The organism is Streptomyces sp. LN549 (assembly GCF_043203805.1).
Lineage (GTDB): Bacteria > Actinomycetota > Actinomycetes > Streptomycetales > Streptomycetaceae > Streptomyces.
Genome location: NZ_JAZHRI010000002.1, coordinates 4,192,915 through 4,215,352, shown reverse-complemented (window position 1 = coordinate 4,215,352; position 22,438 = coordinate 4,192,915). Strand labels below are relative to the sequence as shown.

Here is a 22,438-nt window from a genome sequence, read left to right as displayed (position 1 = left end):
CCGGCATGCTTCAACGGCCTCGGCGCGGCGATCCCGTCTGGATCTGGGTGCTCCATGGGTGGGAGGTCTTCTCCTGGGGGCTGATCGCCCTGGTCACCCTGATCACGATGCTGGGCGGTACCCCGACGGACCGCAAACTCTGGATCCTCGCGCTGACGGCCGTGCTCGCCCTCTGCTACGTATCGGTGCGCGGGCGCCCGGGCGCCCGGCTGCCGGGGGGATACGGCTACCTCTGCGTCCTCGTCGTCGTGCTGGGGCCGCTCTCGTACCTCGGTGACGGCTTCGGGGTCCTCTACGCCGTGACGCTCACTCAGTTCATCGTCTTCGCCGACAGCCCTCGGGGCGCGATCCTGTTCAGCGGCCTCGGGGCCCTCGCGATCACGATCGGCGGCAGTGTGCGCGAGGGCGGGCAGGGGGAGGTGTTCCTCACCAACACCCTCTCCTCCCTCGGGGTCTGGGCGGTGGCCGTCGTGATGGCGCTGCTGACTCCCAGGGCGCTGGCTCAGCGCGACGAACGGGCGGCACTGCGAGCCGAGTTGAGGAGCACCCAGCTGGAGCTGGCGGAGGTCTACCAGCGCCAGGGCGCGGCGGAGGAACGCGAACGCCTCGCCCGGGAGATCCACGACACCCTCGCCCAGGGCTTCGCCTCCATCATCGTGCTCGCCGAGGCGGCCAGGTCCCAGCTGGCCGTGGACGTCGGCCGCAGCGCCCAGCAGCTCCAGTCCATCGAGCAGACGGCCCGGGAGAACCTCGCCGAGGCCCGGGTCCTGGTCGGCGCCGCCCCCAGCAGCGGCGTGGTCCCCGGATCGGTCGCCGCGACGCTCCGCCGCACGCTGGACCGCTTCGCCGAGGACACCGGACTCGACGTGACGGCGGAGCTCGCCGACATCGAGTGCGACCAGCCGACCCGGATCGCCCTGCTGCGCTGCACACAGGAGTCCCTGGCCAACATCCGTAAGCACGCGGCGGCGACCACGGTGGGAGCGGTCCTGGCACACGGACCCGACACCGTCGAGCTGGAGATCACCGACGACGGCTGTGGGTTCGTCGTCGAGGACTCCCACGGCTTCGGTCTGGACGGCATGCGCAAACGGCTCGCCGAGTTCGGCGGCGGCCTCACCGTCACCAGCTCGCTCGGCGACGGCACCCGGATCCTCGCCACCATCCCGTTCGCCCCCGACGGTCAGGTGTGACATGACAGCCGACACGACCACCCCGCCGCTGCGGATCGTCCTGGCCGACGACCACACGGTGATGCGCGCCGGACTCGTCGCGCTGCTGTCCTCGGAACCCACCGTCGAGATCGTCGGCGAGGCGGGCGACGGCCGCGAGGCGGTCCGCCTGGTCGAACGGCTCCGGCCCGATGTGGCGCTGCTGGACCTGCGGATGCCGGTACTGGACGGGGTGGGTGCCACCCTGGAGATCGTCGCGGGCGAGGCCCCCACCCGGGTGCTGATCCTGACGACGTACGACACCGACGCGGACATCGAGCGGGGCGTCGAGGCGGGTGCCACCGGCTATCTGCTCAAGGACGCCACCCGCGAGCAGTTGGTGGAAGCGATCCACTCGGCGTCGCGGGGTGAGACGGTACTGGCCCCGCGGGTGGCGCAACGCCTGGTGGCGAGGATGCGCCGGCCCGAGCCCGTCACCCTGACCGCCCGCGAGTCGGAGGTGCTCCGGGCGGTGGCGGACGGGCTGTCGAACGGGGAGATCGGCCGGCGGCTGTTCATCGGCGAGGCCACGGTGAAGACGCATCTGCTGCGGATCTTCGCCAAGCTCGACGTCAACGACCGCACGCGCGCCGTGGTGGTCGCCATGAACGCGGGTCTGCTGGAAGGGTGTTAGGGCCTGCCCGGCGGACGGGATCCGTCCGTCCGGACAGGCCCCCGGGTCAGCCGGTGCTGCAGGCGGACCCGCCGACGGTGAACGCGGCGGGCTTCCCGGTGTTCCCCGAGTGGGTGGCCTGGAAGCCGATCTGAACGGTGGCACCGGGTGCGACCGTCGAGTTGTACGCGAGCCCCGTGGCGGTCACCGCACCGCTGCCCGGGCTGTAGTTCGCGCCCCAGCCCGAGGTGATGGTCTGGCCGGCCGGCAGGGTGAAGGCGAGCGACCAGCCGGTGAGGGGTGTGCTGCCGGTGTTGGTGAGGGTGATCGTCGCGGTCAGCCCGGTGTTCCAGGCGCTGACGGCGTACCCCACCCGGCAGCTTCCCGGCGTGGGGTCGGTGCCGGGGTCGGGGTCCGTCGGTGTCGTGGAGTCAAGGCCGAAGAAGGCGATGGCCCGGGACGCCATCCCGGCAGTCGGCAGGGTGTGGCCGACGCCCTGGACGCTGATCGCCTCCACCGGTGCCTGGGCGCCGCTGTTGCCGTAGCGCGTACGGGTCCAGCCGGACTGCGGGCTGTCGGTCGACGCGGGTGTCCGGCTCACGCCCAGGACGTCGGTCCACTGGTCGATCTCCTCGTTAAAGTTCGGGTAGCGCAGCGTCGCGTCCTCGGTGCCGTGCCAGACCTGCATCCGGGGCCGGGCGCCGCTGTAGCCGGGGTAGGCGGCACGGACCAGGTCGCCCCACTGCTGCGGCGTACGGTCGACGGTGCCGTTGGCGCAGGCGCTGTTCCACCCCGAACCGTCGGTGGTGGCGAAGCACGAGTGCGGTACGCCCATGAAGGCGGCGCCCGCCTTGAACACGTCCGGGTAGTTGCCCAGCAGGACGTTGGTCATCATCGCGCCCGACGACGCTCCGGTGACGTAGACCCGGCCGGGGTCGGAGCCGTAACGCTGCTGGACGTAGCTCACCATGGACCTGATGCCGACCGGGTCGCTGCCGCCGTCCCGCTTGAGCGCCTGCGGGGACGACACGTCGAAGCAGTTGCCGCTCCTGGTCGCCGACGGGTAGACGACGATGAAGCCGTAACGGTCGGCGAGCGAGGCGAACTCCGTACCGGAGTAGAAGGCCGGACCCGAACCCGTGCAGTAGTGCACCGCCACCAGGACCGCCGGCCGCGCCCCGGCGCTGTCCGGCACGTACAGGTGCATGCGCAGGTTGCTCGGGTTGCTGCCGAAGCTCGTCACCTCCGTCAGCGTGGCGGCGGACGCGGGAGGCGCCACGGCGAGGAGGAGGGCGGACACAAGGGGGAGGACGCATCCGAGGAGCGCGGTCAGCAGCGCTCTCGGCGACCGCCTCCCGGTCGCCGGTGCGCGCGTGGAGCGCTTGGTGGTGGATCCGTCGGTCATGGATCTGTTGGTCATGTCCCTGTCCTTCCTAGACTGCCTGCTGTGAAGGGATTGCTGCTGCGGCTGTCGGCGCTGGACGCGGACGCCGCCACTGCCGTACGCGTGATCGCCCACTTCGAGGCGCTGCTCGGCAGCGGTCCGGACCCGGTGTCCCTGACGCGGTCCACCGCGGGTCTTGCCGGCTGCGCGGCGGGGCTCGAACTCCCCGACGGCCGCTCGGCACGGTTCGGGTCCGACGGGACGGCCCTGACCGGAGAGCCGGTCCATGTCTCGGGGCGGGTGGGCCTGGAGCCGTCCGGCGGGGTCTGGCTGGAACGGCCGGGAACCCCGGGCCCGTTCGACGAGCTCGTCCTGGAGTGGATGGCCATCACCGCACGGGTGCTGGCCGGCCGTTCCTGGCAGCCCCAGGTGCTCCGCGCGGCCGATCCCGCCCTCGTCGAACTGGTGCTGTCCGGCCGGGAGGACGCCCCGGACCGGGTCCGCGCGCTGCGGCTGCTGGGGCTGACGCCGGAGGTGGAGCTGCGGGTGGTCGCGGTGGCCGGGCGGCCCGGCGCGGACGCCGGGGTGGAGGCGGTGGCGCTGCTGGGGCGCGGGGCGCTGCGGGGCACGGTCAGGGTGGCGCGGGTCGGTGCGCTGGGAGCGGTGCTGGTGCAGCGTAAGGACGGGGACGGGGGCGAGGCCGGTGCGGCGGCGGAGCTGCGGGAGGCGCTGAGGGAGCGGGACCGGGAGCGGGGTGCGTCCCGTCGGCCCGAGCACGGGATCCGGGTGGGCGTCGGCGGCGGTACGGACCCGCTGGACGCGCGGACCTCCTGGGCGCAGGCGCGGTCCGCCCTGCGGTTCGCTGTGGCTGACACCCCGCAGGACGCGGTGGCCGACCACGGCGAACTCGGTCCTGTCGCCCTCCTGGCCGACATCCCGGCCGAGCGGTTGCGGGCCCAGGAGGACGTACAGCGGCTGGGAAGGCTCGCCTGCGGGGAGCGGGGCGAACGGGCGGCGCAGGGCGGCGGCCTCCTGGCGGCCCTGTCCGCGTTCTGCCGCACGGGCACCCTGCGGCAGGCGGCGGCCGAACTCCACCTGCACCACAGCTCGGTGGCCGCAAGGCTGGCGCACGTGGAGAAGGAGTTCGGCTGGAGCCTGCGCGATCCGCAGGACCGCTTCCGGGCCCAACTCGCGGTGTATGCGTGGCGGTTGGTTGGTAACCAGGATGAGGCGGAGGGCTCCGCGGTCTGACGGATGCCGGTCCTCCGCACGCGTACCGTCATCACGTCACCGCCGCCCGAGTGCCGTACCGAGCACGTCGATCGCCTCCTGCGTCGCGTCCCGTATGACGGCGGCATGCTCCACCGCCCACGCTCCGTGGAAGGTGCCCGGGAGCAGGCGGATCCGGGTGGGTACGGCGGCGCTCGTCAGCGCGTGGGCGTAGTCGACGCCCTCGTCCCGCAGTGGATCGAACTCCATCACCGAGATGTACGCGGGCGGGAGTCCGGCCAGGGCGCCGGACGTGGCGCGTGCGGGGGCGGCGTACGCGGGAACCGCGGCGGTGGCCCGTACGCCCGCCCCCAGATAGGCGTCCCAGCTGAGGCGCGCGTTGTGCCGGTTCCACACCGGCGTATCGGTGAACAGCCGGGCGCTCGGGGTCTCCAGGCGGTCGTCGAGCGCGGGGCTGCACAGGTGCTGGAAGCAGACCGTGGGTCCGCCCCGGTCCCGGCAGAGCAGCGTCAGTCCGGCGGCGAGACCCGCGCCGGCGCTGTCTCCCCACAGGGCGATGCGATCGGCCCTGATGCCCAGCTCGCCGGCGTGGTCCGCCAGTGCGCACAGCCCTGCGTAGCAGTCCTCCAGGGCAGCGGGGAAGGGGTGCTCGGGCGCGAGCCGGTAGTCGACGGAGACGACGAGCACCTCCAACTCCCGGCAGAGCAGCAGGTTCCAGTCGTGGTCGACGTCCGGTGACCCGAGGACGAAGCCGCCGCCGTGGATGCCGTAGACGACCGGCAGCGTGCCCGCCCGTCGCGCGTGGCGCCGCGGCCGGTAGACGCGCAGCGTCACGTCCGGGGCGCCGGGCGGGCCGGGGGCGAGCAGCTCGCCCACCTCGACTCCGGCGGTGTCCGACGCGGCGAGTGCCGCGGCCAGTTGGCGGGCCTGGGCCGCCCGGGCGGAGACGAGGTCGGTGATGTCGACCTCGGGCATCATCGCGAGCGCGGCGGCGAGCTCGGGATCGAAAGTGTGCGGTGAACGCATGTCTCTCCTCCGGTCCCGGACGAGTCCCGTGGGGGTGGTGTTGCGACGCTCTCACGGCATGTTCCCGCAGGTCATCAGACGTACGTCGGGAGAAGTGGCGCCGGCGCCCGACACGGTGGCGTTTCCCGTCGCCTTCTCGGGCGGAATATCGCTTGGCGGGCGCAAGGAGACGGCTTGTGAGCTGCGAAGACATGAGAATTGTGGGACGTGTGGGCCCTCTTGACGGGGCCCGGGAACCTCTCTATGTTCACCCCGCTCGATCGCGAACACATCCGAAACATTCGACCACGACGGTTGAGGTGTACGGGCCCGAGGGTCCGGAGAGCCGAGCCGTCGATACGCGGAACCGGGGCCGGCATTGACCACCAGCAAGAGCACCGACGCCACATCCGCCGACGGACGCTGCGCCCGCCGCCCGGGCCCGGCCCGCCGTGTGGCGCCCCTGTTGCTCTCCGGCGGGCTGCGCCTGAACGCACTGGTGACCACGGGCACCGCCCGGGCCGAGCAGGCCGGTACCGGCATCGTCGACTCGACGCGGCACGGCGGCAGGACACTCGCCCTGACCTTCGACGACGGCCCGAACCCCACCGACACCCCGCAGCTGTTGAAGGTCCTGCGCAAGCACCACGTCAAGGCGGTGTTCTGCCTGTGGGGTGACCACGTGAGAGAGCACCCGGAGCTGGTGCGCGCGATCGTCGCGGGCGGCCACACGCTGTGCAACCACACCATGCGCCACGAGGACCTGGCCTCCTGGACGCCGGAACGGATCCGGGCCGATCTGGCAGCCGCCAATGCCGAGATCCACCGGGCCGCACCCGGTGTGAGAATCCCCTACTTTCGTGCCCCGTACGGAAGTTGGGGACAGAGCCCCGAAGTGGCGAGCGGTCTGGGGATGCAGCCGCTGGGCTGGCGGCTGGCCATCGGGGACTGGGAGCCGCCGGGCACCGACGAACTGGTCCGCCGCATCAAGGAGGGGATCACGCCCGGTTCCGTGGTGCTGCTGCACGACGGGGGAGGCGACCGCAGCCGGACGGTGGCCGCCGTCGACCGCATCGTGCCGGAACTCAGGGCACAGGGCTGGCGCTTCGAGCGGCCGGCCCGGCGCGCGTAAGGCCGATTCACCCCGACGCCCACCTTCAGGAGACTCGCATGAGACAGCACCTCGTACGGTTCCGGACGCGCCGTTCCGGCGCTCGGTTCGTGGCCCTGCTGGCCGGAGCCCTGCTGCTGGCCACGGTCCGGCCGACCACCGCCGCGACGCAACCCGCACAGGGGGCAGCCGCCTCCGCAGCCACCCATCGGCCCACCACCCCGTCCTGGACCGGCACATGGGCCACGACCCCCACCGAGACCCCGGCCTCGGACACCACCGCGTTCGAGGACGAGACCCTCCGCCAGACCGTGCGCGTCAGCATCGGCGGCGACCGGGTACGCATCCGGCTGTCGAACGAGTTCGGTGACCGGCCGCTGGTCATCGGCGAGGCGCGCGTCGCCCGCCCGGCCACCGGCGGACCGGACTCGCGCATCGACCCGCGCACCGACCGCCCGCTCACCTTCGGCGGCCGTACCTCGGTGACGATCCCGGCGGGCGCACCCGCGCTCAGCGACCCGGTGGCGCTGCGGGTGCCCGCAGGGTCCGACCTCGTGGTGAGCATCCATCTGCCCGAGCGAACGGCGGGCTCGACACTCCACGCGTTCGCGCTCCGGCAGAACTACGTCGCCTCCGGCAACGTCACCGGGCGCACCGACATCGAAGCGACGTCCACGAACGACCGCTGGTACTTCCTGACCGGCGTGAGCGTGACCACGGGCCTGGCACAGGGGGCGGCCCGGCCCTCGGCCGTCGTCACCCTCGGCGACTCCATCACGGACGGCGCGAACACCGAGCCGGGCGCCGATCACCGCTGGCCCGACTTCCTGGCCCAGCGCCTGCGCACCGCCTACGGGCCGTACGCGCGCGGCGTGCTCAACGAGGGGATCAGCGGCAACCGCCTGCTGCACGACCCGAATCCGCCCGCCGGGTCCGACGCGGAGAACTTCGCGGCCTACTTCGGCCAGAGCGCGCTGCGCCGCTTCGACCGCGACGTTGCCGCCCAGCCGGGAGCGGGCCGTCTCATCGTGCTCCTGGGCGTGAACGACCTCGGCCACCCCGGCACGGTGGCCCCGGAGTCCGAACGGGTCTCGGCGGCGGAGCTGATCGACGCACACCGCCAGATCGTCGCCCGGGCCCATGAGCGCGGGCTGAAGGCGTACGGCGGCACGATCCTGCCGTTCAAGGGCGACACGTTCGGCTTCTACTCCCCGGCCAACGAGGCCGCACGCGCCACCTTCAACCACTGGCTGAGGACCAGTGGCGAGTACGACGGGGTCATCGACTTCGACAAGGCCCTGCGCGACCCGTCCGACCCGCAGCGTCTCCTGGCCCGTTACGACAGCGGCGACCACCTCCACCCGAACGACGCGGGCGCCGAGGCGATGGCGAAGGCGGTGCCGTTGCGGCTCCTGCGCTGAGGGCTGCCTCCGCCCTGCGTGAGGGAGCCCCTACAGCGCGTCCGGCCCGCGCTCGCCCGTGCGGACCCGCACCACCGTTTCGACCGGCTGCATCCACACCTTGCCGTCGCCGATCCGGTCGGTGCGGGCTGCGCGGACGATCGCGTCGATGACCGCGTCCGCGTCCGGTTCGGCGACGACGACCTCGATCCGGACCTTGGGGACCAGGTCGACCCGGTACTCGGCGCCCCGGTACACCTCGGTGTGGCCGTGCTGCCGCCCGTAGCCGCTGGCCTCGGTGACGGTGAGCCCCTGCACGCCGAGTTCCCGCAACGCGGTCTTCACCTCGTCGAGGCGGTGCGGTCTGACGATGGCGGTGATGAGCTTCATGGGGCGGAGTTCCTGTCCTTGGAGAGCGGCGTCGGCCGGGCGGGCGCGGCTTGCGGAGCGCCATGACCCAGGGCGCCGTGATCGTAGGCGCTCTCCGCGTGCAGTGTCTGGTCCAGGCCGGTGAGCTCCTCGTCCGCGGAGGCCCGCAGGCCCATGCAACGGTCGACGGCCTTGCCGATCCCGTACGTCATGAGGAAGGTGTAGGCCGCCACGGCCAGTACGGCGAGGGTCTGCCGGGCGAGCTGGCCGAACCCGCCTCCGTACAGCAGCCCGTCCGTCCCACCGGTCATCGTGGCCGTCGCGAACAGGCCGATGAGCAGGGTGCCGACGATGCCGCCGACGAAGTGCACGCCGACGACGTCCAGCGAGTCGTCGTAGCCGAACCGGAACTTCCAGGCGACGGCGTACGAGCAGACGACCCCCGCGGTGAGGCCGACGGCGGCGCCGCCCAGGATGCCGACGGTGCCGCAGGCCGGGGTGATCGCGACCAGTCCGGCGACCGCGCCCGAGGCGGCGCCGAAGGTGGTGGGGTGGCCGTCGCGCTTCTGTTCGACGAAGAGCCAGCCGAGCAGACCGGTGCAGCCGGCGACCAGGGTGTTGAGGACGGAGGCGGCCGCCAGACCGTTGGCGCCGAGCGCGGAGCCGCCGTTGAAGCCGAGCCAGCCGAACCAGAGCAGCCCGGCGCCGAGCATCACCATGGGCAGGTTGTGCGGGCGCATCGCGTCCTTCTTGAACCCGATGCGCGGCCCCACGACGAGCGCGAGCGCCAGCCCGGAGGCCCCGGACGCGATCTCCACGACCAGCCCGCCGGCGAAGTCGAGCGCGCCCAGCGAGTCCTTGATCCAGCCGCCGGGACCCCACACCCAGTGGGCGACGGGGGCGTAGACGAGCAGCGTCCACACCGGCACGAGGACCAGCCATGCGGCGAACTTCGTACGGTCCGCGATCGCACCGCTGATCAGTGCCGCGGTGACGATCGCGAAGGTCAGCTGAAACGTGGTGAACAGCAGGGTCGGCACGCTGCCGGTCACGGTGTCGGGACCGATCCCGGCCATGCCGACGTGCCGCAGGTTCCCGACGAGCCCGCCGAACGCATCGTCGCCGAAGGCCAGCGAGTACCCGGCGAGCAGCCAGACGACGGTGACGAGAGCGATCGAGACGAAGCTCATCATCAGCATGTTGAGTACGTTCTTCGTACGGACCATGCCGCCGTAGAAGAGTGCGAGCCCGGGCGTCATCAGCAGAACGAGTGCGGTGGCGGCGAGCAGCCAGGCGGTGTCACCTGTGTCGATGCCGGCCGCGGCCACGGTCACGGGGGTCACGGGGGAGTCCCTCCTCGGGGCGCGTGCGGTGCGGGCGTCTGAGAGCGTGACCGGTGCGCGTTTCGAAACTGGGGCCCGGATGTTTCCGGCGCATTTCATTGCGCGGAGGTTGCCGAAGTCTCACCGGCGCCGGGAGATGTGAAGGATCGGTGAGCACACCACTTCGGTCTGCTACCTTGCTTTGCATGGAACCCGGTAAGGCAAGTGGTCAGGCGGATGGCCCGACCACGGGCAGGATCGAAAGCCAGCTGCTCAAAGGGGTGTTGGAGTACTGCGTGCTCGCGCTGATGCGGGACGAGCCGAAGTACGGGGTCCAGCTGCTGCGCGAACTGGAGGCGACGGGCGCTCTGGCGACCGGCCAGGGCACGGTCTACCCCCTGCTGTCACGGCTGCGACGGGAGGAGCTCGTCGTCACCACCTGGCAGGAGTCCTCGTCCGGGCCGCCGCGGCGCTACTACGCGCTCTCGGAGGCCGGTCGTGCCGCGCTCGCCCGGTTCGCCGCAGTCTGGCCGGGATTCCGGCACGCCGTCGACGACCTCGTCATGCCGGGCGAGGAGCTCGGTGCGCATAGGGAAGGGCACCACCTTGAAGACCGATGAAACGCTGACGCGCGAGTATCTGGCGGCAGTCGAACGCGAGACGTCGACGCTGCCGGCCGCGGCCCGTCAGGAGCTCATCGCCGACCTCGGCGAACACATAGAGGTCGCGCTCGCCGAACGGCCCGGCAGCGTGCACGAGATCCTGCGGGAGGTGGGCGACCCGCGCGTCATCGCCGCGACGGCCCTCCAGGAGCTCGGCGGGACCGCGGGCGTACCGGCCCGCAAGTCCGGCCGCCGCCGCTCCCCGGCATGGCTGCCGCTCGTGCTCCTGGTGGTGGGCGACGTGCTGCCGTACCTCGGGGGGATCGCGCTCTGGATCGGCTTCGCGGTCAGGGTCGCCGCCGTCGTGATCGTGTGCCGCGCCCGCCACTGGACGGTGGCCCAGAAGTGGACCGGCCTGACCCTGAGTGTCATCGTGCCGGTCGTCGCGCACGTCGCCTGGTACCTCTCCCCCGTTCCCCACCACGGCAGCGCGGCGGAACCGGTGGCGCGCTGGACGCTCGTCGCCCTGGTGTTCCTCCTGACGCTGGTGGGAACCGGGTGGCTGTGGCGCAACAGGCGCCGCGCGTAGTCACAAGGAGCGCTGCGCCGGCCCGGTGCCGTACGGCGAGACGGGACGTTCGAAGAGCGACTCCAGCACGACCGTGGCCCGGGTCCCGTTGACGCCCTCGATCGCGTGGATCCGGCGCAGTACGTCCTGCAGTTGCTCGGTGGTGGCGGTCCTGACCTTCACCAGCACCGAGGCGTTGCCGGCGATGATGTGGGCTTCGACGATCTCGGGGAGCGCCGCGAACTCCTCTGCCGTGTCACCCATCCAGCGGGTCGAGTCCACCGTCACATAGGCCAGTACGCCGTATCCCAGCGCCGCCGGGTCGACCTCGGTCGCGGTCCGGCGGATCGCGCCGCGCTCCCGCAGCTTGCGGACCCGCTCGTGTGCTGCGCCGGTGGAGAGGCCCACCGCCTGCCCCAGCGCCGCATAGGACTGTGTCGCGTCCTGCTGGAGCTGCTCCAGCAGCGCCCGGTCGATGTGATCCACGACTCTCCATTCGACATCTACTTGATGTGACCATATCTCATCCGGCAATCTGCGACCGAAGCCGAAAATGATTCGGCCCCTGTCGGAAGGGATGGATATCCATGACCACCGAGCGGACTGAGCTGTACGAGATCCTCGACGACCGGTTCCGTACCGGGCGGTGCATGAACGGCGACGACGGCCTCGAAGTTCTTTACACCGGCTGCCGTTGGGCCGAGGGGCCGGTCTACGTGCCCGCCTGGCGGCAGCTGGTCTGGAGCGACATCCCGAACGACCGGCTGCTGCGCTGGGACGAGGAGACCGGGGCGGTGAGCGTCTTCCGGCGCTCCGCGGGCCACCCCAACGGCAACACGCTCGACCGCGAGGGCCGGCTCATCAGCTGCGAGCAGGGCAACCGGCGCGTCACCCGGACCGAGCACGACGGCACGCTGACGGTGCTGGCGGCCCACTGGCAGGGCAAGCGGCTGAACAGTCCCAACGACGCGACCGTGAAGTCCGACGGCTCGATCTGGTTCTCCGACCCGGACTTCGGCATCACCAGCGACTACGAGGGCTACCGCGCGGAGAGCGAGATCGGCTCCAACAACGTGTACCGCATCGACCCGGCCACCGGCGAAGTGCGCCTGGTCGCCGACTGTTTCGGCGCACCGAACGGGCTGGTCTTCTCCGCGGACGAGCAGCAGCTGTACGTCTCCGACACCCGGGCCGGATTCATCCGTGTCTTCGACGTACGGGACGACGGCACCCTGTCGGACGGTGACGTCTTCGCGGCCGCCGGGGCACGCGAGGCAGCCCGCTTCGACAACCTCCGCTTCGACGACGGCGGACGGCTCTGGGCCGCCGCCATGAACGACGGAGTGCACTGCTACGACCCCGACGGCACTCTGATCGGCCGGCTCGACGTCCCGGAGGCGGTGGCGAACATCTCCTGGGGCGGGGCGAAGCGCAACCGTCTCTTCATCGCCGCGGAGACCAGCCTCTACTCGGTCGTCATGGGTGTGACGGGGACCCACCCGACCGGCCCGGGGCGCAGGCCGTGGCTGGACGCTCGGGCCTGAACGAGTCGAGCGCGTGGGCCCCTGCCCGCTCGGAGCCGTACCCCGGCAGGGTGAGGCAGGGGCCGCCGAAGGTGCGCATACTCGGTCGCATGAAGAAGCACGGGCAACTCGCCGACTTCCTCCAGGCACGCAGAGGCCGGCTGCGGCCCGAGGACGTCGGACTGCGGACCTACGGTGAGCGGCGCCGCGTGCCCGGGCTGCGGCGGGAGGAGCTCGCGATGCTCGCCGGCATCAGCGCTCCCTACTACACCCGCCTGGAGCAGGGGCAGTCACACAACGCCTCGCCCCAGGTGCTCGACGCCCTCGCCGGTGCTCTGCGGCTGGACGAGTCGGAACGAGCCCACCTGTACGCCCTGGCCCGCGCACCGAGAGGAGGCAGACCGGCCGGCCGGCCGAGACCCGAGCGGATCTCCGATGCCACCCGGGCCCTGCTGGCCGCCATCGACGGCACACCCGCCATCGTCCTGGGACGCCGCAGCGACGTCCTGGCCTGGAACCGCCAAGGACACGCGCTGTTCGCCGGCCATCTCGATCCGGGCGGTCCCGACGACCCGGGCCAACGGCCCAACATGGCCGGGCTGGTGTTCCTCGACGCGCACACCCGCGACCTCTACACCGACTGGACCGCCAAGGCCAGGGCCGTCGTGGGCAGCCTGCGCCTGACCGCCGGGCGGCATCCGGACGATCCGCAGCTGGCCGCGCTGATCGGTGAACTGACCATGCGCAGTACGGAGTTCGCCACGATGTGGGCGGACCACCGGATCCTGGCCTGCGACACCGCGGACTACGAGATGCGCCACCCGCTGGTCGGCACGCTGACCGTCACCCAGCAGACGTTGCAGAGCCCTCAGGGCGACGGCCCGGCCCTTGTGGTGGCCACAGCCACCCCCGGCTCGCCCTCCGCGACCGCTCTGACCCTGCTCGCCCGTGCCGTCGCACCGCGGGAAGCGGCCCGGCCCCGGCTCGACGCGCACCTCCGCACCACCGGCTGACCCGAGCCCTCCGCGCCGCTCAGCCCACTCCCGCGCCCACCGGCCGGCAGTACAACCGCCCCCGGGACGCACCCCCATGACTGAGGCATCGCGCCGCACCGCGGCTGCCGCATGCCCGAAACCGGAGAAGGAACCATGTCCAAGCGAACCCTCATGACCACCCTGTCGGCCGTCCTCGTGGCCGCCGCAGCCCTCACCGCTGCCGCACCGGCCCGCGCGACGCCGGGAAGCGGCGGCAGGCCGCTGACCGACATCCGGATCGCCGGCCACTTCGACCTGTTGGCGGGCCAACAGCCGGAGAACGTCGCCCTGTTGCCCGACGGCACGGCGTACGTCACCTTCGCCGGTGCCCATCAGGTCGCCCGCATCACCCCCCGCGGCGCGACCCGCATCCTGGCCACACTGCCCGCACCCGCCGACGACGGAGTCCACACGCCCGTCCTGGGCTTCGCGCTGACCACCGGCATCGTCCGCAGCGCGGACGGCACCGTGTACGTGCTGTACGCCACCGGCACTTCCGACCTGACGGGCCTGTGGCGGATCCGCCCCGGGCAGGACCCGCAGCGCATCGCCGCACTTCCCGCGGACGGCCTGCCCAACGGGCTCGCCCTGGACGAGCGCGGCAAGCGGCTCTACATCACCGACTCGGTCCTCGGCACCGTATGGACCGTCCCCGTGACCGGCGGCACCCCCACCGCCTGGTCCACCGCACCTGAACTCGCCTCGACCGGCTTTCTCGGCGCCAACGGCGCGAAGGTGCACAACGGCGCGCTGTGGGTGAGCAACCTCGACCGGGGCACCCTCCTGCGCATCCCCGTCCTCCCCGGCAACCGGGCGGGCGCACCGCAGACCAGGGCGTCCGGCCTCGTCGGCATCGACGACTTCGCCTTCACCGGTCACGGCAACCAGGTCCTGGCCGCACTCAACGGTCCCAACGAGGTCGTACGTATCTGGCCCGACGGCGCCAGCACCACCCTTCTCGACGCCGCCGACGGACTCCAGGGCCCCACCTCCATCGCCCTGCACCACGACCACGTGTACGTGCTCAGCGCCGCCTACGCGACGAAGACCGACCCCAACCTGCTGCGTGCACGCTTCAACGGCCGCCGCTGACATGCTCGTTGCTCTGAGCGTCATGGAACGAGACGCTCACAGCACCGGGCATGTGGCATTCGTCACAGCGATTGCTCCGGTAGTGAAAGCAACTGCGCCGTTTCGTCTCGAGTGTCCGTCCCGGTGTTCCGGTGCCGGCCGGAACCGGTGAAGAAGGTGTGAGGGCCATCTGCTGTTCCGGTCATACGATCGGCTCAAGTCGCCTCTGCGTGTCCCATTCCGCAGTGCCCCTTCTTCTCGCTTTCGGACCCCGAAGGGCTCTTGTGAAGATTCGCCGGATTCTTGCCACAGCCGTTGCCGCCGCAGTGACCACGCCTGCTCTCCTGCTGTCAGTCACCCCCGCGTTCGCCGACGACAAGCCGGCGGCGCAGACCCAGCACAAGCCGTCCGTCGCGGAGTTGGAAAAGGCCGCCGCCGCGGCGAAGACGGCGTACGACGACGCCGTAGCAGCCGAGGCCACCACCCTTGCGGCTCTGAAGGTGATTCTCTCCGACACCACTCCTCTGGCCTTGGCGGCGAAGGCGGCCAAGGCCGCGGCGGACGACGCCGCCACCGCGAAGACCGAGGCCGACCGGGCGGCCGCCGACGCCAGAGCGGCGGTTGACGGCCTCCCGGAGACGGCAACGGATGCGGAGAGGACCGCCGCGGCGACGGCTCTCGCCAAGGCGGCAGCCGCCGCGGCAGCCGCCGCCGAGGCCAAGGCCGCCGCCGACGCGAAGGCGGTGGAGGCCGACGACGCGCGTGACGACGAACGGGTCGGCGCGGCCCGGGCCCTGTCCCTGGCGCGGGAGGTCACCAAGGAGGCGCTCGCAGCCAGGACCGCCGCCGACGAGGCGCTGGCCAAGGCGAAGGAGCTCCACGGCGGCGACTACCTCGACACCTGCGTCCTCGAGACCGAGCTCACCACGGTCATCACGGGTCTGCCGTCCACGGTCGTCGCCGGCAAGAGGGTCGACTTCACGTTCCGGGTGACCAACGGCACCGGCAAGGCGATTGATCGGTTGTTTCCGTCCGTCTACATCCGCGCGACCTCCCGGAGCGGACACAAACCCCTCGACCACCTGGTGCACCTGCAGCGGTGGTCCGCCGCCGCCTCGAAGTGGAAGAACGTCGACGTCGAGCACTACATGGAGAAAATCAGCCCGCTGAAGGCCGGCGCCCACGTCGACGTCAAGATGCGCTTCACGATCGACGCCTCGGCCCCCGCGGGCAACGGTGCCACCCTCGTCTCCGGCAGCTACTGGAACGTCGACGGCACCTGCGGCACGACCGCGAACACCCACGGGCCCGATTTCGTGATCGCCACCGCGGGAAGCAAGCCCGGCAAGCCCGGCCACGCCAAGCCCGGTGCGACCGAGCCGAACACCTCGGACCTCACGCCGCAGAGCGGTTCGTCGGCCGGTCCCGTGAACGGCAGCCTCGCCGCCACGGGTTCGTCCGCCGAGCCGTCACAGCTCGCCCTCGCGAGCGGCGCAGCCCTGGTGATCGGCGCAGGCGCGATGTTCGTCGTACGCCGTCGCAAGGCCGGCTCCCGCCTCTGACGCATGGGCCGGGATGCCGAACGGGCATCCCGGCTTCAGGGCGCCGGGTCCTGGTCGGTGCCGCGCCGCAGTGCGCGGGCACACCACCGGATGACCGCGGCGTTGGCGAGGGCGCCGACGGCGACAGAGACGACGATCACCACGGAGCCCCCCGGCAGCATCAGCAGGACCAGGCTGGCCGGGGCCGTCGCGAGCAGCGGAATGACTCCCGCCATGGACTCGCCGGAGTCGTCACCGGCGGACACCACGAACGCCCAGACGAGCAGTGCGGCACAGATCACGAGGTAGACGAGGGCGATGACGTCGCCGGCGGCGAGGCGCGGGCGACGGGCGGGGGACCGGTCGGAAGAAGCAGGCACGGTGGTGGACTCCTCGGTCGTCCTGGAGATGATCCGGAGATCGGAAAGGGTCACGGATGGTGGCCGGGCGGGTTCGGGCGGGCGAGGCCGAGGTCGTACGCGAGGATCGTCGCCTGCACCCGGTCCCGCAGCCCGAGCTTGCGCAGCAGCGCGTTCACATGGGACTTCACCGTGCCGACGGTGATGCCGAGCCGGCCGGCGATCTCCGCGTTGGTGAGTCCGGACGCGACCAGGGCCAGGACGTGGCGTTCACGGCCGGTCAGGCTGCCCAGCTCGGTCACCGTGCTTCCGGCGCCGGGTCCGGTGTCCGCCGCGGAGGCGTAGTGGCCGATGAGCCGGCGGGTCGCGGACGGCGAGAGCACGCTCTCGCCGGCGGCCACCACCCGGATACCGTCCAGCAGTTCGGCGGCGTGCACGTCCTTGAGCAGGAAACCGGAGGCCCCGGAGCGCAGCGCGTCGAAGACGTACGCGTCGAGGTCGAAGGTGGTCAGCACCAGGACACGGGGCGCGTCCTGGTGGCCGGTGATGATGCGGGTGGCGGCGATCCCGTCCAGTTCGGGCATCCGGACGTCCATGACGACCACGTCGGGTACGAGTTCCTGGGCGAGCCGCACCGCTTCGGCGCCGTCGGCGGCCTCACCGACGACCGTCATGTCCTCCTCGGCGTCGATCACGGCGGCGAACCCCGCCCGTACGATGCCCTGGTCGTCGGCGACCAGCACGCTGATGCTCATGGCGTCCTCCGCTCCCCGTCGCCCTGCTCGGCGACGGCCGGTGGTGTGTCCGTGGCGGCCCGGCCCGTCGGGCTCGGAGCAAAGGGCAGTCGGAGGCCGACCGTGCCTGCAGGCCGGGTGGTCACGGTGCCGTCGAGAGCCGAGACCCGTGCAGCCAGCCGTTCCTGCACGGCGGGGTGGACGGCACGCGGCACCCCTGTGGCGGTGAGGACCAACGTACCTTCGAAGGCGTCGAGTTCGATCACGGCCGGCTCCTCGCCGCCTGCGGCCAGTACCGTCTCGGCGACGTAGTAGGCGGCCAGGTCCACAGCGGTGGGCAGGCGTTCCGGCACGCGGTCGGTCAGCCGTATCTCCACCTCGCGCCCGGTGGCCCGGCACTGGCGGGCGAGCAGGTCCAGAGCCTGGAGCGTGGGCTGCGGCCGCAGCTGTTGCCCGGACTCGTCCTCGCGGGCCGTGTCGAGCAGGGCGCGCATCGCGGCCAGGGCCTCACGGGCGCGTTCCGCCGTCGCTTCGAGTCGGCCCGCCTGCGCCTCCACGACCATGTCGGCGGTGCGCGCGAGGACGGTGGTCTCCAGTCCGGCGGCGATGCGGCGGCGCTCGCCCCACGCGTCCCGGACGGCCTCTCCGGTCCAGCCCGCGAGCCGTTCCTCCCGCGCGCGGCGGGCAGCCAGGTCCCGCCGCCCGCGCAGGGTTCCGGCCCACCGGGCCGCGCAGACGGCCGATGTCGCCCCGGCCGTGGACAGCGCGGCGACCGCCCAGGGGGGAAGCGCCGTGCCCCGCTCCAGGACCGCGGCGGTCGCGGCCACCGCGTGCACCGCCACCGCCACGGCCGGCAGGCAAGGGCGGGAGCGGCCACCGGCGGTGCCGGCCGCATCCGCGGCGAGCGCCGCGCAGGTGGCCAGCAGGCTCAACGCCGGCGGGAGGACGACCGGTCCGGTGTAGTCACCCGTGGCCGTCGCCACCGGCCAGAGCAGGGCCAGAGCGCACAGGACACCCTGGGCGGTACGCGGCGCCCGGCGCAGCCACAGGAGCGTGACCGCCTGGGCCGCGGCCAGCAACGCGAAGAACACACCCGCGGACACCTGCGCACCGGGCGCCACGGTCTCGGCCCTGATGACGAGCGCCGGCAGCAGCGGCTGCAGGACGAGGCCGACGGCAGCCGTCAGCTGTGCCACGCGGTAGCTCCGCGGTACGGACGGCTCCGCCGTGGCGGTGACCCGTCCGGGCAGGGTCGCGCGCACCTCCCAGCCGCCCTCCGCGGTCGGTCCGGTGGCCAGGGTGCCGCCCGCCTCCCGTGCCCGGGACCGCAGGAGGTTCTGGCCGCGTCCCCCGCCGAGGCCCGCGCCGTGTGCCACCGTGCCGGGCAGGGGCGCCCCGCTGGTGACCACGACCTCCGTACGGGCGTCGCCGTACCGGCACAGCACCCTGGTGTGTGCGCCCGGGGCGTACCGTGCCACGTTGGTCAGCGCCTCGCGCACGATGCCGTACGCCGCGTCCGCGACGCCGCCGTCCGGCAGGGCGTCGATCTCGCAGTCCACCTCCTGGCCCAGTCGGCGGACCCCCGCGACCAGATCCAGCAGCCGCTCCCGCGGCGAGGGCTGCTCCGTGCGGGAGGGTGCGGGCGCGCGTACCGAGCCGAGCGCCCGGGTGACCTCGTGGCCGGTCTCGACTGCGAACCGGGCAGCCTCGTCGGCGAGTTCGGGACGGCGGTCACGCAGTCCGACCGCCGCGCCGACCGTGACCACCACGGCCGTCAGGTGGTGGGCGCTGACATCGTGCAACTCCCGTTCCATGCGCTGCCGTTCGGCTGCCGGGAGCCGGTGCCGTTCGGACTCGGCCCGCTTCAGCCGCTGCTCGGCGGCCCGCCGCGCACGACGGCTCCGCCGTACCAGCAGGCCGCCACCGCAGGCGGCGGCGTACAGCAGGGCGGTGAGGACCAGGTCGAGCCCGTCTCCCTCGCGCAGCCCGTGCAGGCTGAGCCCCTGGAGCAACTGCCAGACGGCGAGCGCCACCACGCACAGCACGGCGGTGAAGGTGTCACGCTCGACCGCCACTGTGAACAGGGCCAGCGCGACGCCCGCGGTCCCGAGCACCGCCATCGCCCCGGCGGGCAGCGGACCGGCTCCCAGCGCGCAGGCGGCAGCGGTCAGGACGAGGGTGGTCACCGGACGGTCGCGGCGCAGGGCGAGCGCGGCCGTCACCGGTCCGGCGACCAGGGCCGCCACGAGGAGGTCGGACGAGGACGGAAGTTCCCCGCGCAGCAGCGCACCCCCCGGCCACACCAGGGCCTGGACGCAGATCAGCAGCACCGGGATCACCCGGTCGTCGGTTTGTTTCATGACAGGTAAAGGCTAGGGCCGCAGCCCGGCGTACCGGCTCCGGCTGAAGGCGGATTCCGGTCTCTTACCTGAGGTGCAGAAGCGGGTGGAGGACGACTGCGGGAGCGGTCCTCCACCTCTGGTTGGACGGGGCGGTCATCCCGGCGCCCGAGGCCCGCGCCACGCTCCGGCCCATAGTCTCGATCACATCGGGAGAGCGGCCCGCCGACGGATCCGCCAAGGAATCCGCAGCCGGCCCCTCACCCTCTCCACCAGCGGTCGTTCCACACGTCGTGGTGCATCGCGGTCCGACGATGACCACGGGCACCGAGCCCGCTCCGCATACACGATCCAGGGGGATCTCCCATGTCCAAGCGCATCCTCGTCCCGTCCCTCATCGGTGCCGTCGCCATCGGCGCGGTGGCCGTCGGCGGTTTCGCCATGGCCTCCACGACCGACTCGAAGCCTGTGCTGAACGACGGATCGGTCCGCTACACCGCTCCGACCGACACCGTCGCGGGCACGTTCACCTTCACCGCGAAGGTGAGCGACGACTCGGGCATCCGAGGCCTGAAGGTCATTGCATGGCCCGCGAGTTCGGGGCTCGACCCCACGGAGGCGGAGCTCCGCGAGGTGGACGACGCCACCTGCCGGAGCCTCTCTGACGAGAACTCACGGTGCACCTACCGTCTGACGGTGACGAAGGAGGAGGCCGCCGGACTGGACCGGGGAACGTGGCACATCTCGGTCCTCGCGACGGCCAAGGACGGGGACACCCTGTTCCTGCCCCGCGCCGCCTCCGTCGACATCGCCCGCTGACCCGCCACCGCGGTCGGCATCGAGGTGAACCCCACCCGGGGATGTCGCCCCCTGCCCCGGCACCGTCAGGCCGATGCGCCGCTGTCGATCACCAGGTCGGTCCCGACCATCGCGCCGGACAGGGGCGAGGCGAGGTGGAGCACGGCGGCCGCCACCTCATCGGCCTCAGCGACCCGGCCGAGCGGGTTCTCCGACCTCACCCTCTCGGTACGGTCGGCCTCGGTCTCGCCGGGCCGTAGCGACATGGGAGCGGCGGAGGCGCCCGGGCTGACCGCGTTGATGCGGATGCCCTGGTGGATGTGGTCGAGAGCGGCGGCGCGGGTCAGTGCGGAGACCGCCGCCTTTGAGGTGATGTACGCGGCGGCGTTCGGGATGCGCATGTGTGCGCCCAGGTTGGAGGAGATGTTGACGATGACCCCGCCGCCGTTCTCCTTCATGTGGGCGATCTGGTGCTTCATGGCCAGCCAGACACCGGTGACATTGGTCCGCAGCACCGCGTCCCAGTCCTCCTCGCTCACCTCGGCGACCGGTACGGTGCCGCGGAGAATCCCGGCGTTGTTGACCGCGATGTCGAGTCCGCCGAATCGGGTGACAGTGGCGTGTACGAGGTTGCGGAGCAGGCCGGAGTCGGTGACGTCGGCGGTGACGGCGGCAGCCGTGCCGCCGGCCGCCTCGATGAGGCCGACCGTCTCGTCCAGGGAGGCTGCGGTGCGACCTGCGGCGACCACGGACGCGCCCTCGGTGGCGAAGGCGAGCGCGATGGCGCGGCCGAGACCGGATCCCGCGCCCGTGACGAGCACGGTCTTTCCAGCGAAGCGCTGCATTTCGACAACTCCTTTGAGTGAGCGATTACTTGGTACTGCGGTGGTTCAGAAGGGCGGCGACGGCCAGGGCGATTCCTGTCGCGCCGAGGGAGCGGGCGTCGCTGCCGAGCGTGAGCAGGACGGCGAGGAGGACGGTCGGGCCGAGCTCCATCGCGCTGTTCAGCACACTGCCCGCGAGCCCGGTCTGCTGCTGCGGTACGCCTTCGGCGGTGAGCACGGCGGCTCCTCCGAAGGAGGCCGCGGCACCGGCCGGCAACAGCACGAGGCCCGGGAGCAGTCCGTACGCGTACGGGGTGTGCGCGTGGAGTCCGGTGAAGGCGAGGAGAGCGAGCCCGGCCGCGCCGGTGCCGAGCCCGGCGGTCGTGACGGCCCGGGCCCCGTACCGGACGATGAGTGGTCCCGCCGCCCGGCCCGAGGCGATCAGCGCGATGGCGAAGGGCACGAAGGCGGCCGAGGTCTGCAGCGGTGACCAGTCGCGGACCTGCTGGAGGTGGAGCGAGAGGACCACGAAGGTCATCGCGGTCCCACAGGCGCTCAGCGCGATGGCCATGAGGGCGAGGGCGCGCCGCTGGTTGAGCAGGAAGGCGGTCGGCAGCAGTGGGTCGCGGGCGCGACGCTCGGCGTACAGGAACGCGACGAGCAGTGCGGTGCCGCCGAGCAGTGGCGCGAGCACAGCGGCCGACGACCAGGGCCGGGTGTCGGTGACGACGAGCCCGTAACTGGTGAGGATGATCCCGGTGGTGGCGAGCAGAGCCCCCGTCAGGTCCAGAGCCCTGTCCCGGCTCGGAGGGGTGGGCGGCAGTGACCGCGAGGTGAGGGTGAGGGCTGCGACCGCGACCACGAGCGGTGGTGCGAAGGTCCAACGCCACGACAGCAGCGACAGGATGACGCCGGAGAGCAGATTGCCGGCCGTTGCGCCGAGCACGGAGAGCCCGCCCCAGGTGGCCATCGCCCTGCGGTACGCGACGGGGGAGGAGAAGGTGACGCGCAGCACCGCCATGGCAGCGGGCGCGACGAGGGCCGCGCCGGCGCCCTGTGCGAAGCGGGCCGCGATCAGGGCCCCGATGCCGGTGGCGAACGGGGCGACGGCGGAGGCGGCGGCGAAGAGGGCAAGGCCCGCGGTGAGGGTGCGCCGCCCGCCGCAGCGGTCGGCAAGGCGGCCACCGAAGAGCAGCAGTCCGGCGAAGGTCAGTCCGTACGCGGCACTGAGCAGGATCAAGTCGGGCCGTTGTAAGCCCAATTCCCGGCCGATGCGCGGCAGAGGTACAGCGATCGCCGAGAGCGTGAAGATCAGGGTGATCTGGATGCTGCCGAGAAGGGCGAAGGCGTACCGGTACTGCACCTTGACGACGGGGGTGGCTCCCTCGACGGTCATGACC

At 72.1% G+C, this 22,438-nt stretch carries 22 protein-coding genes; 12 read left to right on the top strand and 10 right to left on the bottom strand.

The genetic code is table 11. The annotated features are described in order from the left end of the window. Positions 1-5 precede the first annotated feature (5 nt). Complete coding sequence (locus SH922_RS18955) at positions 6-1,193, top strand: sensor histidine kinase (protein ID WP_393059128.1); 1,188 nt, start codon at positions 6-8, stop codon at positions 1,191-1,193. Position 1,194: 1 nt separating this feature from the next. Beyond that, a complete protein-coding gene (locus tag SH922_RS18950; RefSeq protein WP_393059127.1) occupies positions 1,195-1,845 on the top strand; it encodes a response regulator in 651 nt (216 codons plus the stop codon). A gap of 46 nt (positions 1,846-1,891) precedes the next feature. On the opposite strand, the gene SH922_RS18945 is transcribed toward SH922_RS18950, so the two are convergent. Further along, positions 1,892-3,244, bottom strand: a complete 1,353-nt coding sequence (locus tag SH922_RS18945) for a PHB depolymerase family esterase (RefSeq protein ID WP_393059126.1) — start codon at positions 3,242-3,244, stop codon at positions 1,892-1,894. Positions 3,245-3,271: 27 nt separating this feature from the next. Here SH922_RS18945 and SH922_RS18940 point away from each other — a divergent pair, with 27 nt between their 5' ends. After that, positions 3,272-4,459: a PucR family transcriptional regulator gene (locus SH922_RS18940; RefSeq protein WP_393059125.1), complete on the top strand. Its 1,188-nt coding sequence runs from the start codon at positions 3,272-3,274 to the stop codon at positions 4,457-4,459. A 36-nt stretch (positions 4,460-4,495) separates the two neighbouring features. Here SH922_RS18940 and SH922_RS18935 read toward each other — a convergent pair whose 3' ends face one another. Next, on the bottom strand, positions 4,496-5,464 hold the full coding sequence (locus SH922_RS18935) for an alpha/beta hydrolase (protein WP_393059124.1): 969 nt from the start codon (positions 5,462-5,464) through the stop codon (positions 4,496-4,498). A gap of 358 nt (positions 5,465-5,822) precedes the next feature. Here SH922_RS18935 and SH922_RS18930 point away from each other — a divergent pair, with 358 nt between their 5' ends. Further along, on the top strand, positions 5,823-6,575 hold the full coding sequence (locus SH922_RS18930; protein WP_393059123.1) for a polysaccharide deacetylase family protein: 753 nt from the start codon (positions 5,823-5,825) through the stop codon (positions 6,573-6,575). A 38-nt stretch (positions 6,576-6,613) separates the two neighbouring features. Then, positions 6,614-7,975 carry an SGNH/GDSL hydrolase family protein gene (locus SH922_RS18925; RefSeq protein ID WP_393059122.1) on the top strand — a complete coding sequence of 454 codons (1,362 nt, stop codon included), beginning with the start codon at positions 6,614-6,616 and terminating at the stop codon, positions 7,973-7,975. 30 nt (positions 7,976-8,005) lie between these two features. On the opposite strand, the gene SH922_RS18920 is transcribed toward SH922_RS18925, so the two are convergent. Then, entirely contained in the window at positions 8,006-8,344 is a 339-nt protein-coding gene (locus tag SH922_RS18920) for a P-II family nitrogen regulator (protein WP_393059121.1), read from the bottom strand. Then, on the bottom strand, positions 8,341-9,666 hold the full coding sequence (locus SH922_RS18915) for an ammonium transporter (RefSeq protein ID WP_393059120.1): 1,326 nt from the start codon (positions 9,664-9,666) through the stop codon (positions 8,341-8,343). The genes SH922_RS18920 and SH922_RS18915 overlap by 4 nt, the downstream gene beginning before the upstream one ends. 185 nt (positions 9,667-9,851) lie before the next feature. Between SH922_RS18915 and SH922_RS18910 the strand changes: the two genes are divergently transcribed. Together SH922_RS18910 and SH922_RS18905 are read left to right on the top strand one after the other, a co-directional pair. Then, positions 9,852-10,265, top strand: coding sequence for a PadR family transcriptional regulator (locus SH922_RS18910; protein ID WP_393059119.1), 414 nt, complete (start codon positions 9,852-9,854; stop codon positions 10,263-10,265). Then, positions 10,252-10,836: an HAAS signaling domain-containing protein gene (locus tag SH922_RS18905; protein WP_393059118.1), complete on the top strand. Its 585-nt coding sequence runs from the start codon at positions 10,252-10,254 to the stop codon at positions 10,834-10,836. The genes SH922_RS18910 and SH922_RS18905 overlap by 14 nt, the downstream gene beginning before the upstream one ends. Here SH922_RS18905 and SH922_RS18900 read toward each other — a convergent pair whose 3' ends face one another. Next, the gene (locus SH922_RS18900) at positions 10,837-11,301 is read right to left on the bottom strand and encodes an Lrp/AsnC family transcriptional regulator (RefSeq protein WP_393059117.1); all 465 of its coding nucleotides are present in this window, start codon (positions 11,299-11,301) and stop codon (positions 10,837-10,839) included. It abuts the gene before it with no gap. A gap of 101 nt (positions 11,302-11,402) precedes the next feature. Here SH922_RS18900 and SH922_RS18895 point away from each other — a divergent pair, with 101 nt between their 5' ends. The 4 genes from SH922_RS18895 to SH922_RS18880 all read left to right on the top strand — a co-directional run bounded on the left by SH922_RS18895 (position 11,403) and on the right by SH922_RS18880 (position 16,005). After that, positions 11,403-12,359 carry an SMP-30/gluconolactonase/LRE family protein gene (locus SH922_RS18895; RefSeq protein ID WP_393059116.1) on the top strand — a complete coding sequence of 319 codons (957 nt, stop codon included), beginning with the start codon at positions 11,403-11,405 and terminating at the stop codon, positions 12,357-12,359. Between the two features lie 89 nt (positions 12,360-12,448). Continuing rightward, positions 12,449-13,351, top strand: coding sequence for a helix-turn-helix domain-containing protein (locus SH922_RS18890; protein WP_393059115.1), 903 nt, complete (start codon positions 12,449-12,451; stop codon positions 13,349-13,351). 135 nt (positions 13,352-13,486) lie between these two features. Next, entirely contained in the window at positions 13,487-14,464 is a 978-nt protein-coding gene (locus tag SH922_RS18885; RefSeq protein ID WP_393059114.1) for a hypothetical protein, read from the top strand. A 263-nt stretch (positions 14,465-14,727) separates the two neighbouring features. Beyond that, complete coding sequence (locus SH922_RS18880) at positions 14,728-16,005, top strand: peptidase (RefSeq protein ID WP_393059113.1); 1,278 nt, start codon at positions 14,728-14,730, stop codon at positions 16,003-16,005. A gap of 35 nt (positions 16,006-16,040) precedes the next feature. Here the strand turns inward: SH922_RS18880 and SH922_RS18875 are convergent, their stop codons facing one another. Genes SH922_RS18875 through SH922_RS18865 form a run of 3 tightly spaced genes read right to left on the bottom strand, consistent with a single transcriptional unit; the run spans position 16,041 to position 19,437 of the window. Beyond that, positions 16,041-16,364 carry an SCO4225 family membrane protein gene (locus SH922_RS18875; RefSeq protein ID WP_393059112.1) on the bottom strand — a complete coding sequence of 108 codons (324 nt, stop codon included), beginning with the start codon at positions 16,362-16,364 and terminating at the stop codon, positions 16,041-16,043. Between the two features lie 50 nt (positions 16,365-16,414). Then, positions 16,415-17,098 (bottom strand): response regulator, encoded by a 684-nt coding sequence (locus SH922_RS18870; RefSeq protein WP_393059111.1) that lies wholly within the window; start codon positions 17,096-17,098, stop codon positions 16,415-16,417. Continuing rightward, entirely contained in the window at positions 17,095-19,437 is a 2,343-nt protein-coding gene (locus SH922_RS18865; RefSeq protein WP_393059110.1) for a sensor histidine kinase, read from the bottom strand. Before SH922_RS18865 ends, SH922_RS18870 begins: the two co-directional genes overlap by 4 nt. Positions 19,438-19,782: 345 nt before the next feature. Here SH922_RS18865 and SH922_RS18860 point away from each other — a divergent pair, with 345 nt between their 5' ends. Beyond that, the gene (locus SH922_RS18860; protein WP_393059109.1) at positions 19,783-20,235 is read left to right on the top strand and encodes a DUF5707 domain-containing protein; all 453 of its coding nucleotides are present in this window, start codon (positions 19,783-19,785) and stop codon (positions 20,233-20,235) included. A 65-nt stretch (positions 20,236-20,300) separates the two neighbouring features. On the opposite strand, the gene SH922_RS18855 is transcribed toward SH922_RS18860, so the two are convergent. Both SH922_RS18855 and SH922_RS18850 read right to left on the bottom strand, forming a co-directional pair. Continuing rightward, a complete protein-coding gene (locus SH922_RS18855; RefSeq protein WP_393059108.1) occupies positions 20,301-21,059 on the bottom strand; it encodes an SDR family NAD(P)-dependent oxidoreductase in 759 nt (252 codons plus the stop codon). Between the two features lie 25 nt (positions 21,060-21,084). Further along, positions 21,085-22,434 carry an MFS transporter gene (locus tag SH922_RS18850; protein WP_393059107.1) on the bottom strand — a complete coding sequence of 450 codons (1,350 nt, stop codon included), beginning with the start codon at positions 22,432-22,434 and terminating at the stop codon, positions 21,085-21,087. Positions 22,435-22,438 lie beyond the last annotated feature (4 nt).